This window comes from Micromonospora sp. M71_S20, assembly GCF_003664255.1.
Lineage (GTDB): Bacteria > Actinomycetota > Actinomycetes > Mycobacteriales > Micromonosporaceae > Micromonospora.
The window spans coordinates 4293387-4307405 of sequence record NZ_RCCV01000001.1; the positions used below are offsets into that span (position 1 = coordinate 4293387).

The 14019-nt window shown below is 74.3% G+C and carries 14 protein-coding genes and 1 riboswitch; of the genes, 10 read left to right on the forward strand and 4 right to left on the reverse strand.

Annotated elements, in window-relative coordinates:
* Positions 1-45 precede the first annotated feature (45 nt).
* Positions 46-1680, reverse strand: a complete 1635-nt coding sequence (locus DER29_RS18510; RefSeq protein ID WP_121398469.1) for a serine/threonine-protein kinase — start codon at positions 1678-1680, stop codon at positions 46-48.
* A gap of 264 nt (positions 1681-1944) precedes the next feature.
* Between DER29_RS18510 and DER29_RS18515 the strand changes: the two genes are divergently transcribed.
* A complete protein-coding gene (locus tag DER29_RS18515; RefSeq protein ID WP_121398470.1) occupies positions 1945-3504 on the forward strand; it encodes an ATP-binding protein in 1560 nt (519 codons plus the stop codon).
* A 22-nt stretch (positions 3505-3526) separates the two neighbouring features.
* Here the strand turns inward: DER29_RS18515 and DER29_RS18520 are convergent, their stop codons facing one another.
* On the reverse strand, positions 3527-4381 hold the full coding sequence (locus DER29_RS18520) for an SPFH domain-containing protein (RefSeq protein ID WP_121398471.1): 855 nt from the start codon (positions 4379-4381) through the stop codon (positions 3527-3529).
* A gap of 93 nt (positions 4382-4474) precedes the next feature.
* Positions 4475-5710, reverse strand: coding sequence for an MFS transporter (locus tag DER29_RS18525; RefSeq protein ID WP_121398472.1), 1236 nt, complete (start codon positions 5708-5710; stop codon positions 4475-4477).
* Between the two features lie 249 nt (positions 5711-5959).
* Between DER29_RS18525 and DER29_RS18530 the strand changes: the two genes are divergently transcribed.
* The 5 genes from DER29_RS18530 (at position 5960) to DER29_RS18545 (ending at position 9568) form a co-directional block, all read left to right on the forward strand.
* Complete coding sequence (locus DER29_RS18530) at positions 5960-6691, forward strand: RraA family protein (RefSeq protein ID WP_233599909.1); 732 nt, start codon at positions 5960-5962, stop codon at positions 6689-6691.
* Positions 6692-6768: 77 nt separating this feature from the next.
* Positions 6769-6880, forward strand: a riboswitch (SAM riboswitch).
* Positions 6881-6912: 32 nt separating this feature from the next.
* On the forward strand, positions 6913-7044 hold the full coding sequence (locus DER29_RS35975) for a hypothetical protein (RefSeq protein WP_255421046.1): 132 nt from the start codon (positions 6913-6915) through the stop codon (positions 7042-7044).
* Positions 7045-7153: 109 nt separating this feature from the next.
* Complete coding sequence (locus DER29_RS18535) at positions 7154-8008, forward strand: ABC transporter substrate-binding protein (RefSeq protein WP_121398473.1); 855 nt, start codon at positions 7154-7156, stop codon at positions 8006-8008.
* A gap of 40 nt (positions 8009-8048) precedes the next feature.
* Positions 8049-8828 (forward strand): amino acid ABC transporter permease, encoded by a 780-nt coding sequence (locus DER29_RS18540; RefSeq protein WP_121398474.1) that lies wholly within the window; start codon positions 8049-8051, stop codon positions 8826-8828.
* Positions 8825-9568: an amino acid ABC transporter ATP-binding protein gene (locus tag DER29_RS18545; RefSeq protein ID WP_199729350.1), complete on the forward strand. Its 744-nt coding sequence runs from the start codon at positions 8825-8827 to the stop codon at positions 9566-9568. The genes DER29_RS18540 and DER29_RS18545 overlap by 4 nt, the downstream gene beginning before the upstream one ends.
* A 54-nt stretch (positions 9569-9622) precedes the next feature.
* Here DER29_RS18545 and DER29_RS18550 read toward each other — a convergent pair whose 3' ends face one another.
* Entirely contained in the window at positions 9623-10324 is a 702-nt protein-coding gene (locus DER29_RS18550; protein WP_121398475.1) for a phosphotransferase family protein, read from the reverse strand.
* Positions 10325-10477: 153 nt separating this feature from the next.
* Here DER29_RS18550 and DER29_RS18555 point away from each other — a divergent pair, with 153 nt between their 5' ends.
* The 4 genes from DER29_RS18555 to DER29_RS18570 all read left to right on the forward strand — a co-directional run bounded on the left by DER29_RS18555 (position 10478) and on the right by DER29_RS18570 (position 13985).
* A complete protein-coding gene (locus DER29_RS18555) occupies positions 10478-11587 on the forward strand; it encodes an N-acetylmuramoyl-L-alanine amidase (RefSeq protein WP_233599910.1) in 1110 nt (369 codons plus the stop codon).
* A gap of 121 nt (positions 11588-11708) precedes the next feature.
* A complete protein-coding gene (locus tag DER29_RS18560) occupies positions 11709-12122 on the forward strand; it encodes a VOC family protein (RefSeq protein WP_121398477.1) in 414 nt (137 codons plus the stop codon).
* A gap of 120 nt (positions 12123-12242) precedes the next feature.
* Complete coding sequence (locus DER29_RS18565) at positions 12243-12698, forward strand: hypothetical protein (protein ID WP_121398478.1); 456 nt, start codon at positions 12243-12245, stop codon at positions 12696-12698.
* Between the two features lie 66 nt (positions 12699-12764).
* The gene (locus DER29_RS18570) at positions 12765-13985 is read left to right on the forward strand and encodes a PP2C family protein-serine/threonine phosphatase (protein WP_121399321.1); all 1221 of its coding nucleotides are present in this window, start codon (positions 12765-12767) and stop codon (positions 13983-13985) included.
* Positions 13986-14019 lie beyond the last annotated feature (34 nt).

Consider the following 14019-nt stretch of genomic DNA (forward strand, 5'->3'; position numbering starts at 1 on the left):
GCGGCCCGCCCTCCGTCGTCGTGGTCGGCATCCGGGTGTCCGGGCTCAGCCCGGGGTGCAGGACGGGTACAGCGTCACGTGGACCGGCGAGCCCTCGGGCGAGGCGTTGCCGGCCTCGTCCACGGCGACGACCCGGACCGGGATCCGGGTGCTGGTGGCCGGCCGGGGCAGGTCGCCGAGCACGCCCCGGAACGACCCGCGCCCACCGGACGCCATGGCCACCTCGGTGGTGCGGCCGTCCAGCGTGTACCGGAAGCTCACCCTCAGCTTCCCAGCCGCCGTACGGTCGTCGGAGACGACCGCGGAGATCGTGCTGGACGTGGGCCCGTACGGGCAGCCCCGGGGATCGAGTCCGGTCGGGTCGGCCGCGACCCGCCCGACGGAGGGCGCGACGGTGTCCGCCGGCGCGGCGCTGGTGCTGGGCGGCGCGCTCGGCGAGGCGGGCGCGGACGTGGTCGTGGTCGTGGTCGGCGTGCCGGCCGGCTCCGGTGCCGCCGTCGTGGCGGCCGGGGCGACGGGAGGGGTCGGCGTGGGCGTCGTCCCGGCCGCCGGGGTGGGCGGCGCGACGGCCGACGCGGACGGCGTGCCCGTCGGCTCCGTCGGCGCCTCGGGTGCGGCCGGCCCGGCGGCGGGCAGCGGCTCGTCGCGGCCGGCGTAGGCGAGCCCGGCGCCGCCGAGCAGCAGCGCCGCCGCCAGCCCGCCGCCGACCAGCGCCGCGCGGGCCCGGCCGGATCGCCGCCACGTCCACCGGCCCGACCCCTCGCCGAACGCGGTGCTGGCCAGGCTGGTGGCCCCGCCGGTGCCGTCGGGGAACGGGAAGAGGGCGGCGAGCAGGGCCGCCCGCCGGGCCAGCTCGCGCAGGCCGCGCTCCTCCCACCGCTGCCCGTACGCGTCGGCCGCCATCCGCTCCAGCAGGGCGAGGAAGACCTGGGCGGGTTGCGGTCGCTCGGCCGGTTGCTTGGCCATGCCGTGCCGCAGCAGGTCGTGCACCGGCACGGGAGCGGGTTCGGTGGGGATCGGCGCGCGGGCGTGCTGCTGGCGCAGGGTGATCAGGTCCCGCCCGTCGAAGGGCGGCCGGCCGGTGAGGCACTCGTAGAAGGTGGCGGTCGCCGCGTAGATGTCGCAGGCCGGGCTCGCCGGGGCGCCCGTCCACTGCTCGGGCGCCATGTAGCGGGGAGTGCCGGTGACGCTGACCCCGGAGCTCTCGCCCACCGGCATGGCGATGCCGAAGTCGGCCAACTTGCTGGTGCCCTCGGCGGTGACCAGCACGTTCTCCGGCTTGTAGTCGCGGTGCACGACGCCCCGGGCGTGCGCCGCGCCGAGCCCGGCCAGCGAGCCCTTGAGGACGCAGAGCGCCGACTCCGGCGTCGTCGGTCCGTGCGCGCGCAGCATCTGCCGCAGCGACACGCCGTTGACCAGCTCCATGACGATCGCCGCGCCGCCGGGCGACTCGACGTACTCGTAGAGGCGGGAGACGTGCGGGTCGTCGATCCCGGCCAGCAGCCGGGCCTCGGCGCGGAACGCGGTGCGGAACGCCGGATCGGCGCCGATCCCGCCGGTGAGGTACTTGATCGCGACCGGTGTGCCGGTCGCGTCGTGCACGGCGAGGTCCACCCGGCCGGACGCGCCCGCGCCGAGCTGCCGCACCGGGCGGTAGCCGGAGACCTGCCAGCCGGTCACGCGTCCACCTCCCCGCCCCCGGGGGCGGTGGAGCCGCCTCCGGTGGTCATTGTGGTCGCGGGAGCCGGCGCGGCCATCGGCGCAACGGCTGTTTCCGGCCCCCGTACGTCCGGGGCGTCCCGGCGGGTGGCGGCATGGTCGGTTACGGACACACGCCACTGGTACCACCCGCCGGCAAGCGTGCCGCCCTCCCGCCCGGTTGGCTGCACTAAGGTGCAGGCCGTGGGCAGCGAGGCGACTCCCGAGGCAGCGACCCGACGGCCGATGACGACCCGTCGGTGGCTCACTGTCCTGTTGCTGACGATGACCGCCCTGGTCCTGCTCGGCGGGGGCGCCGGCGCCGCCGCGCTGCGGCACACCGCCGCCGTCTCCAACCACCTCGCCGACCGGGTCGCTCCGGCCCGTACGGCCGTCGGCCAGCTCGACAGCGGCCTGCTCGCCCAGGCGGCGGCCGTACGCGGCCACGTCGTCACGGCCGATCCGCGGTTCCTCGACTCGTACCGGCAGAGCGTCGAGAGCGAACGCGCGACCATCTCCCGGCTGCGCGGGCTGCTCGCCGACGAGCCGGCGGCGCTGGGCGACCTGGACCGGGCGCAGCGGCTGGCCGACCGCTGGCGCACGGAGTTCGCCGAGCGCCTGGTCGCCTCCCGGCAGGCCGGTGGGACGCCGGAGGAGCTGGCGCCGCTGGTGACCGGGGACGCGGAGACCTTCGCGGCGGTGCGCGCCGAGCTGACCCGGCTCGTCGGCCGCCTCGACGGGATCCGGGACACCGGCCGGGACGACCTCGACAGCGCCCGGGCGCTGCGGGACCTGACCTTCGTGGCGATCCTGGCGGCCCTGCTGCTGTGCGGGATCGTCGGATCCGTGCTGGTGCGCACGCGGGTGCTGCGGCCGCTGGACCGGCTGGGCGCCTCGGTGCGGCAGGTGGCCGGCGGCGACTTCCGGCACCGGCTGCGGCCCGACGGCCCGGCCGACATCGCCCGGCTGACCAGCGACGTGGAGACGATGCGCCGCACCGTGGTGGAGGCGTGGGAGCGCAGCCAGCACGACCGGGACGCCCTGGAACAGCAGGCGGCCGAGCTGCGCCGCTCCAACGAGGACCTGGAGCAGTTCGCGTACGTCGCGTCGCACGACCTTCAGGAGCCGCTGCGCAAGGTGGCGTCGTTCTGCCAGATGCTGGAGCGCCGCTACGCCGACCAGCTCGACGACCGGGCCCGGCAGTACATCGGCTTCGCCGTCGACGGGGCGAGCCGGATGCAGGAGCTGATCAGTGATCTGCTCACGTTCTCCCGGATCGGCCGGGTCTACGGCGACCTGCGGGAGGTCGACCTGGCCGAGGTGTTCACGCAGGCCGAGGCGAACCTGTCCCGGGCGGTGGAGGAGTCCGGCGCGACGATCACCCGCGACCCGCTGCCCACCGTGCGGGGCGAGCCGACCCTGCTGACCATGCTGTGGCAGAACCTGCTGGGCAACGCGGTCAAGTTCCGCAGCCCCGAGCGGACGCCGCTGATCCGGGTGACGGTGACGGACACCGGGGAGGCGTGGTCCTTCGCCGTCGAGGACAACGGCATCGGCATCGACCCCCGGTACGCCGAGAAGATCTTCGTCATCTTCCAACGCCTGCACCCCCGGGGCGCGTACCCGGGCACCGGCATCGGGCTCGCGGTGTGCAAGAAGGTCGTCGAGTTCCACGGCGGCACATTGAGCCTGGACGAGGGGTACCGCGACGGGACCCGCTTCGTGTTCACGATGCCGCGGCTGCCGACGGCGGTCGTACCCGCGCAAGCGGGCGAGCCGGCCGCGGAGTCGGCGGCCGGGATCTGAGAGCCTTGCCCGCCGCCCCGGATCAGGCCTGCGGGCGCCGGTGGCCGTCACCGGGCACCGGCGCGGCGGGTTCCGGCCGCCCGACCGGCGGGCGCTCCGCCGCCGGTGGCTCCGCACCCCGGGTGAACTTGTCGAAGAAGCGCAGCAGCTCCACCGGGAACGGCATCACCAGGGTGCTGTTCTTCTCCGCCGCCACGTCCACCACCGTCTGCAACAGCCGCAACTGGTAGGCCCCCGGCGTGCTCGCCATCGCCCGGGAGGCGTCGGCGAGCCGGCGGGACGCCTGGTACTCGCCGTCGGCGGCGATCACCCGGGCGCGGCGTTCGCGTTCCGCCTCGGCCTGGCGGGACATCGACCGTTTCATCCCCTCGGGCAGCGCGACGTCCTTGACCTCGACCCGCTCGATCAGCAGCCCCCACGGCCCCTCCGTCGGCGCGTCGATGACCGCCTTCAGCTCGGCGTTGACCCGGTCCCGGTCGCCGAGCACGGTGTCCAGGTCGGCCTTGCCGATCACCGAACGCAAGGCGGTCTGTGCCACCTGGAGCACGGCCGAGGGGTAGTCGCGAACGTTGACCAGCGCCTTCACCGGGTCGACGACCCGGTAGTAGACCACCGCGTCGACGGTGAGGGTGACGTTGTCCCGGGTGATCGCCCCCTGCGGAGGCACACCGATGACGGTCGTCTGCATGCTGACCCGGACCATCCGGTCGGCGACCGGGACGATCAGCCGCAGGCCGGGCTCCCGGACCGGCGTCAGCACCCGGCCGAAGCGGAAGACGACGCCGCGCTGGTACTGCTGCACCAGCCGGACGCTCAGCGCGCCGACGAGAGCCAGGAGCGCGGCCACGATCACCACGCCGACCACGACCGCTTCCACGGCACCCCCGATCCGAACGGCTCCCCGGCCGCCCCTTTCCCGCTGCGGCTGGAAGTAGTCCCGGCACCGCCGGTGGCCGGCCGGCCCGTCGGATCAGCCCGCCGACCCGCCGCCGTCGATCCTGCGGGCGGCCACCAGCGCGATCCCGCACGCCGCGACGGCGCTCAGCGGGGCGACGAGGAAGCCGACGGTGACCTCCCCCGTGGCGTCCAGCAGCGCGCCGGCCACCGCCGCGCCGCCCGCGCTGCCGACCGAGAACGCCGTCGCCGCCCAGGCGAACGCCTCGGCCACCGTGCCGGCGGGCGCCACGTCGTCGATCGCGAGGAAGGCGATGGTCAGCAGTGCCGGAAGCGCGAGTCCGCTGACGGCCATCAGCACCAGCATCACGGCCGGGGCCGGGGTGAGCAGCAACGGCAGGTAGCCGACGGCGAAGACCCCGACCGCGCGCGGCAGGGTGGCGTACCGGCGCAGGCCGCCGAAGCGTACGTAGAGCAGGCCGCCGACCAGCGCCCCGGTGGCCTGCGCGGCGAGCAGCCAGCCCGCCCAGGAGCGGGCCCCGGCGGACTCGGCGTACCCGGTCGCGGCGACGGTCACGCTGCCCACCGCCGCGCCGACCAGCAGCAGCGCCCCCAGAACCAGCCGGAGCCGGTTGGCGCGCAGCGGCCCGGCCCAGTGGCGTACCGCCGGCTCGCCGCGCCAGCGGCGGACCGCGTCGGTCGTGGCGAACCACGCGGTGCCGGCGGCCTGGAAGAGCGCGGCGGCGGCCAGACCGCCGCTCGGGCCGGCCAGGCCCACGCCGGCGAGCGTGACCACCGGGCCGAGGATGAAGATCGTCTCCTGCACGGCGATGTCCAGGGTGTACGCGGTCTGCACCCGGTGCGCGGGGAGCAGGTCGCGCCAGAGCACCCGCAGGCACGACTCGAAGGGTGGCGCGCCCGCCCCGGCCAGGGCGGCGGCGAACACGGTCACCGGCAGGTTGACGTGTGCGGCGGTGAGCGCGAAGCCGATCGTCGACGCCGTCACGGCCAGCCACAGCACCGGCGGCTGCCGCCAGCGCTGCGCCAGCCGGGCGAGCATCGGCTGGCCCACGGCGGTGCCGGCGGTGAACGCGCCGACCAGCAGGCCCGCGACGGTCAGCGTCATCGTCTCCCGGGCGAAGACGAGCAGGGCCAGCGGGGCGGCGCCCAGCGGAATCCGGCCGAGCAGGCTGGCCGCCAGGACCCGGGCGGTCTGCGGCGCCCGCAGCACGGCGAGGGCGGAGGTGTCGGTGGGGTCGGTGGGCGCGAGATCGGTGGGCGGTACGAGCTGGCGGTGATCGGGTCCGGGCATGACTGGACGCTCCCAAGGCGTGGCGGAGATGGACCGGGGTCGGCGGAGTGCCGGGCCGGTCAGGGAACGTAGTCGGAGCGGTCGTGGCCGTCGCCGTACAGCGGAAGGTCCGGGGTGACCCAGCGACCGTGCGCGGTGGCGACGGCATGCGGCGGGGTCACGGTAGGCAGTCTAGACCCGCACGCCGCCACCGCTGGGGCCAGCCGGATCGAATTGGACCTCGCTGCGGCACCACCCGTGCTCCCTACGATGACGGCCCACGACTCGCCGCACCGCCGGGAGGACGTCATGCGGGAGCGCTTCGCCGACCTGTCCACGCCGCTGATCGCCGACGCCTGCGTACGCCTCGGCGTGCCCCCGCGCGCGGCACCGGCCGGGATCCGGGCGGTCGTCCCCGGTCACCGCCTCGTGGGCCGGGCGCTGCCGGTGCGCCACCACGGCAGCGTGGACGTGTTCCTGGAGGCGTACGGCAGCGCCGCCCCCGGTGACGTCCTCGTCATCGACAACGGCGGCCGGAGCGACGAGGCATGCGTCGGGGACCTGGCGGTGCTGGAGGGCGTCGCGGCCGGGATCGCCGGCCTCGTCGTCTGGGGCCTGCACCGGGACACGCCGGAGCTGGTGGAGATCGGCCTGCCCGTCTTCAGCTACGGCAGCCTCCCGGCGGGCCCCGCCCGTCTCGACCCGCGGGAGCCGGAGACGCTCACCAGCGCCCGGGTCGGGCCGCACCTGGTGACCGCCGACGACCTCGTCGTCGCCGACGACGACGGGGTGTTGTTCCTGCCCGCCGGGCGCGCCCCTGAGCTGTTCGCGACGGCGGAGCGCATCGGGACCGTCGAGCGGGTCCAGGCGCGGCGGATCCGCGCCGGGGAGACGCTGCGGGAGCAGACCTCCTTCGCCGACTACCTGGCCCGCCGCGCCGCCGACCCCGCCCTCACCTTCCGGCAGCACCTGCGGCAGGTCGGCGGGGCGATCGAGGAGTGAGCCCCGGCCGGAGGGCGCGTGAGGGTGGTCATAGCGGCTGGACGGCCCACCCTGGCGGGCTGCTAGCCTCGTCGGCAGGTCATGAGCGCCAGCGTCAAGCCCCGGCTCGCTGGCCGGCAACCCTCGTCCGCGCAGGGGTGCCCCGGGTGAGGACCAGGCACCGGAGCGGCTCCGGTGCAAGCGCGGCCTGGTTCCCAGGTCGGCACCGACCGAGGAGAGCCATGTCCATCCGCATCTGCGCCCCACCGGCGGTTCCCGCCGTGGCCCCGACGTCGCCGGCGCTGACCCGGCGCCGCCACATCGACATGATGCGGGTCTGCGCCACCTCCTGTCGCCCCGGCGACGCGCGCTAGCCGCGCCACCCCTTCTTTCCAGGACACATCCCAGCGGTACGCCCACCGGGCGCACCGCCGGCGCCGCACGCCCGTGCCCGCCGCCGGAACACCTCGTTCGGAGACACCTGTGCGAATCCTTTCCTCCCTCATCCGGGCCGCCGCCCTCGGCGTGGCCGCCGTCCTCGCCGCCACCACCCTGACCGCCTGCGGCGACGACGCGGCCGGCGCGGCCGACAACCCGTACGGCCTGCTCCAGCCGGGCGTGCTGCGCGCCGGCACGCTCACCGACGCCCCGCCGAACGTCTACCTCAAGGACGGCAGGTTCACCGGCTTCGACAACGACCTGCTCACCGCGGTCGCCGCGAAGGTCGGCCTGAAGGTGGAGTTCGTCGGCACGGACTTCTCCGCCCTGCTCTCCCAGGTCAACAACCGCAAGTTCGACGTCGGCAGCTCCTCGATCACGATCACCGAGGCGCGGAAGAAGACCGTCGACTTCGGCAACGGCTACGACTTCGGCCACTTCGGACTCGACGTGCCGGCCGGCTCGTCGATCACCGGATTCGACCAGCTCGCCGGCAAGCGGGTCGTGGTCGTGCAGGGCACCGTCCAGGACGACTACGCCACCGGCGAGGGGCTCGACCCGGTCCGGGTGCCCGACTACAACGGCGCGATCAACCAGCTCAAGGCCGGCACGGCCGACGCCTGGATCGCCCCGGCCGAGATCGGCGACAAGTCGGCCGCCGACAGCGGCGGCAAGATCACCGTGGCGGCCAAGCTGCTCAGCCCGGCCCCCACGGCGTACGCGTTCGCCAAGGGCAACGACAAGCTGCGCGAGGCGCTCGACAAGGGCCTCGACGAGGTGATCGCGGACGGCACGTGGAGCCGCCTGCAGGCCCAGTACTACCCGGGCCGCCCGATCCCGGCCGACTTCACGCCGGGCAGCGGCACGGTGCCGGTGCCGTCGGCGTCGGCCACCTCCTGAGACGTACGGACGACGAGCGAGCGGGGCGGTGGGAGCGACGATGGATCCGTTGAGCACCCTGTGGGAGACCTTCTTCGACGCAGACTCCATGCGCGAGGCGCTGCCCGAGATGCTGACGGTGGGGCTGCCCAACACGCTGATCCTGGCGATCTCCGCCGCCCTGCTCGGCTCGGTGCTCGGCATGGCGCTGGCCGTCGCCGGCATCTCGCGTACCCGGTGGTTGCGGTGGCCGGCGCGGGTCTACACCGACGTGTTCCGTGGCCTGCCCGCCGCGGCGACGATCCTGCTCATCGGGGTCGGCCTGGCGCCGCTGGGCATGCAGGTGTGGGGACCCAACCCATATCCCCTGGGCATCCTGGCGCTGTCGCTGATCGCGGCGGCCTACATCGGCGAGATCTTCCGCTCCGGCATCCAGTCGGTGGAGGCCGCGCAGCTGGAGGGGGCCCGGGCGCTGGGCCTGTCCTGGGGCGAGGCGATGCGCCTGGTGATCGTCCCGCAGGGGATCCGGCGGGTGCTGCCGGCCTGGGTGAACCAGCTGATCGCGCTCATCAAGGACTCCAGCCTGGTCTACTTCCTCGGCCTGCTGGCCAGCCAGCGGGAGCTGTTCCGCATCGGGCAGGACTACGCGGCGAACACCGGCAACCAGTCCGCGCTGCTGCTCGCCGGGCTGTTCTACCTGACCCTGACGGTTCCGCTGACGCACGCCGTCAACTGGATCGACCGGCGGTTGCGGCACGGCCGGCAGGCCACCGCGCCGGGTGACGCCGACGACGACCTCGACCTGGCGCTGCCGGGTGCCGCGGGAGGGAACCAGCGATGAGCATCGACACCACGACGTCGGTGAGCCTGAGCGTCCGCGACGTGCACCTGGCCTTCGGGTCGCACCGGGTGCTGCGCGGGGTGGACCTGGACGTGGCACGCGGGGCGACGGCCTGCGTGATCGGCCCGTCCGGGTCGGGCAAGTCCACCCTGCTGCGCACGATCAACCGCCTGATCGAGCCCGACCGCGGCGACGTGCTGCTGGACGGGCGCAGCGTGCTGGGCGACGACCCGGACGCCCTGCGGCAGCGGATCGGCATGGTCTTCCAGCAGTTCAACCTCTTCCCGCACATGAGCGTGCTGCGCAACGTCACCCTCGCGCTGCGCCGGATCCGCAGGCTCGGTGAGGACGAGGCGGTGGCCGTCGCCCGCGAGCACCTGGAGCTGGTGGGGCTCGCGGCCAAGGCCGACGCCCGCCCGGCGCACCTGTCCGGCGGGCAGCAGCAGCGGGTCGCGATCGCCCGCGCGCTGGCGTTGCGCCCGCAGGTGATGCTCTTCGACGAGGCGACCTCCGCCCTGGACCCGGAGCTGGTCAAGGGCGTGCTCGGGCTGATGGCCGAGCTGTCCGCCGGCGGCATGACGATGGTGGTGGTCACCCACGAGATGGGTTTCGCCCGCGAGGTCGCCGACACCGTGGCGTTCATGGATCGCGGGGTGGTGCTGGAGGCCGGCGAGCCGGCCGCGATCTTCGAGCGGGCCGAGCACCCCCGGCTGCGCCGCTTCCTCTCCCAGGTGCTCTAGCGCCGAGCCGGTCACGTCGGTGGGCCGACCCGTCCGGCGCCGTAGGTCTCGTCCTCAACGCGTGGGTAGGCTCCGCAGTTCCGCGGTGAGCTGTTCGAGGTACTCGGGTGGCCCGGCCTCGGCGAACCACAGCCAGAGTTCGGCGGCGTGGATCGGCAACCAGGCCCGGACGGTGGCCGGGTCCGCTCCGTAGCCCTCGACGAGGACGTCGAACGACCGCGGGTCCTTCCGCGCGGCGCCCCAGGCCGCACGCGACAGTTCTCTGAGCGGGTCGCCGAGGTGGGCCGCCTCCCAGTCGATGACGGCCGTGATGTCGCCGTTCGCGGCGAGGAGGTTTCCGTCGGTCCAGTCGCCGTGACAGAACACCGGGCGACCGGCCGGTGGAACGGCGAGCGGAAGCGGGGGGCCGCCGGCGTCGCGGTAGCGGCGGACGATCAGCGCGTCGTCCGGCGCGGCCGGCAGCCCGTCAGGTGGCGGCAGCTCGTGGAGCCGACGGAGCAGTGTCGCCGAGGCACGGAGGCCGTCGAGTCGCACGTCGGCGTTTTCGCTGTCCAGTCGTTCACCCGGCATGAGCGTCATGAGGATCGAGCCCGGCCTGACCTCGACGAGCTCGGGAACCGGCATGCCCGTGTCAGCGAGCGCCCGCAGGGCGAGCACCTCCGTATCGTGGCGGGAGGGTTGCGTCATCCGCTTCTCGACCAGGCGGCGCCCCTCGCGCTCCACCAGCCGGACGTGACCGACCGCTCCCTGCCGCATCCCGCCATCCTGCCAGGCGCGGAGGCTGGCGTACCGCCGAGTCTTGGCAATATCCTCCACTGCACACGCGATGCCTGGAGTTCCTTTTCATGGGGCCGCCCCGCCCCCACCTCCGGCCGCAGAGGAGATGCCATGCACGTCGAGAATTCCGCAGTGGACCGTCGGACCCTGCTGCGGGCCGGCCTCGGCGCCGCCACGGTCGCGGTCGTCGGCAGCCAACTCGCCCTCCCGTCCGCCGCGCAGGCGGACCCCGGCACCGATCTGGACTGGATCTACAGCTGCGACGAGTGGGGCGCGCGCCCACCGGCGGACCCGCTGGCGGTCAGCGCCATCCCCACCAACAAGATCATCGTGCACCACATGGCGTTCCCGAACGTCACCGACTACTCCGAGGCGCAGGCGGTCAAGCTGGCCCGCGACTGCCAGGACCTGCACATGGACGGCAACGGCTGGTCCGACACCGGCCAGCACTTCACCATCAGCCGCGGCGGATACGTCATGGAGGGACGCCGGGGCAGCCTGGAGCGGCTGCGGGCCGGCGACCGGCAGATGATCTCGGCGCACTGCCCGGGCGAGAACGGCCGGGCCATCGGCATCGAGAACGAGGGCACGTACGTCACCGAGACGCCGCCGGAGGCCCTGCTGGACTCGCTGGTCACGCTCTGCGCGACCATCTGCCGGCGGTACGGGCTGCACGCCCACGACATCTTCGGCCACTGGGACTTCCGCACCACGCTGTGTCCCGGCGCCGCCTTCTACGGGCAGTTCCCCGCCCTGCGCCGCCGGGTCTTCGAGGCGCTCGGCACCGACCTCGCCGACGTGCCGGCCCGCCGCTGGCCGGACCTGTGGCGCTTCGTCGGTTCCCCCTCCGTCCGGGTGGTGCAGTACCTGCTGGCCCACCGCGGCTACACCGTGCCGGTCAACAGCGTCTTCGACGCCGCCACCGTCGCCGCGGTGCAGGACTGGCAGTTCCGCAACGGAATTCCGGTCGACGTCGACGCCACCCTCACCGCGCCCACCTGGGAGACCCTGGTGCCGGAGCTGGGCAGGGACGCCACCGGCCTCCCGGTCACCGCCGTGCAGTTCCTGCTGAACTTCCGGGGCCACCCCGGGGTCACCGTCACCGGCGAGTACGACCACCCGACCAAGACGGCCGTCAAGGACGTCCAGCGCAGCCACGGCCTGCCGGCCCACGGCAAGCTGGACGTCGACACCTGGTGCGCGCTCGTCGGCGGCGTCGTACGCCGGTCGTTCCGCCACTGACCACCGCCGCCGGCCCGTGGGGGCGCACCGCCCCCGGCGGGCCGGCGAAACGCGGCGCACCTCGCCCCCGCCAGGCTCCTGATCTGCGACGATGAGTCCGTCACGACCGGAGGAGGGTGCTGTGGCGTCTCGACTCAACCCGTACTTCAGCTTCCCGGGCAACGCACGGGAGGCGATGGAGTTCTACCACCGCGTGTTCGGCGGTTCGCTGTCGATGGACACCTTCGGCTCGATGGGCACCGACGATCCCGCGCTGGCCGACAAGATCATGCACGCGATGCTGGAGACCGACCGGGGCTTCACCCTGATGGGCTCGGACACCGCGCCCGGCATGGAGCACGACCCCGGCACCAACGTCTCCGTCAGCCTCAGCGGCGACGACGCCGACGACCTGCGCGGCTACTGGGAGAAGCTCACCGAGGGCGGCACGGTGACCGTGCCCCTGGAGAAGCAGATGTGGGGCGACGAGTTCGGCATGTGCGTCGACCGCTTCGGCATCGGCTGGATGGTGAACATCGGCCAGCCCCGGGGCTGACGAGGTGTAGCGGCGGCGTGAGCGGGTAGGGACCGCTGTCCGACGGGCCCGGGCGGCACCTGACCGGTGCCCCCGGCCCGCAGCCGCCGGCCGGAGGGGTGCACCCGATGCTGTCGACGCTTGCGCAGCCGCACCCTGGGGCTGGCCCGGTACGGCTGCTGGAAGCACCTGCACCGGCTCGCGGAGGGGATGTTCTCCGCGGCGGCGCTCTTCACGGAACACCGCCTGCCGGAGGTGCTCAGCGGACTGCCCCGCGACAACGCCCACCCGCACCCCGGCGTCTACCCGGACTCCTGCTCGCCGCAGGCCTGGTCCGCCAGCGCGGTCGTCGCGCTGATCCAGGCGCTGCTGGCGCTGCGCCCGGCCGCGCCGCTGCGGGCGATCTTCGTCGACCCGCACCTGCCGGAGTGGCTGCCGGACCTCGCGCTGGAGGGCGTGCGGGTCGGCGGCCGCACCGTCGACCTGACCGTCCGACGTGGGCGCGGCGGGCGTACGTCGCTGCGGGCCCGGGGCGACCGGATCGCGGTGATCCGCCGGCCCACGCTCCAGGCCTCGGCGACCCGCCGCCGGTCCTGACCGCCCGGGCCCGGTCGGCGCAGCGCGGAAGGCGGCGGACGCGGCCGTCAGGGCTAGGATCCGGTGGTGGCCGATCAGGGGCTCATCCAGGACGACGAACGGTTGCGCCGCCTCGAGGCCGTGACCGACGCGACGCTGTCCCGCCTCGACGCGGCCGACCTCTTCGACGAGCTCCTCGACCGCGTCCGGGACCTGCTCGACGTCGACACGGCGGCCATCCTCATGCTGGACACGCACTCCCAGCAGCTCGTGGCCACCGCGGCCAAGGGGCTGGAGGAGGAGGTCCGGCAGGGCTTCCGCGTCTCCGTGGGCCGTGGGTTCGCCGGCCGGATCGCCCTGACCCGGCGGCCGGTGCTCGTCGAGGAGGTCACCTCCGACGTCGTGGTCAACCCGGTCCTGCTGGCGATGGGGCTGCGGTCGCTGCTGGGCGTGCCGATGTTCGCCCGGGGCGAGCTGATCGGCGTGCTGCACGTCGGCACGCTGGGCCGACGCCGGTTCACCACCGACGACGTACGCCTGCTGGAGCTGGTCGCCGACCGGGCCAGCCTGGCCAACCTCGCCCGGTCCCACAATCTCGACCACAACGCCGCCCTCGCCCTGCAACGCAGCCTGCTGCCGACCCAGCTGCCCAGCCTGCCGGGCCTGGACATGGCCGCCCGGTACGTGCCCGGGCACGTCGCCGGAATCGGCGGCGACTGGTACGACGTGTTCGTCCTGCCCTCGGGCTGGCTGGGCCTGGTCATCGGCGACGTGTCGGGCCACGGCCTGCAGTCGGCCGTGATCATGGGGCGCATCCGCAGCGCGCTGCGCGCCTACGCGCTGGTCTGCGACGACCCGGCGGAGGCGTTGACGCTCCTCGACCGCAAGGTCGGCCACTTCGAGGCCGGGAACCTCACCACGGCGCTCTACGCCATGGTCTCCCCCGACCGGACCCGCATCCGGCTCTCCTCCGCCGGGCACCTGCGCCCCGTCCTCGCCGCGCCGGGCCAGCCGGGCGCACCCGTCCCGGTCCACGCCGACCCCCCGCTCGGTACGGGCCGCCGGCCGCCGCCCCGACAACAGGCGGAGGTGGACTTCCCGCCGGGCGCGGTGCTCGTCTGCTTCACCGACGGCCTCGTCGAACGCCGCCACGAGGTCATCGACGTCGGTCTCGAGCAGCTCGTCGGCGTGGTCCGCCCGGCTCCGGCCGAGGAGGTGTGCGCCACTATCATGGACGCCCTCGGCGCCGAGCGGCCGACCGACGACATCGCCATGCTGGTCGTCCACCGTCTCCTGACGCCGGGCTGATCCGGCGGGGCCGCTGCCGTCCGCCGCTCCCGGG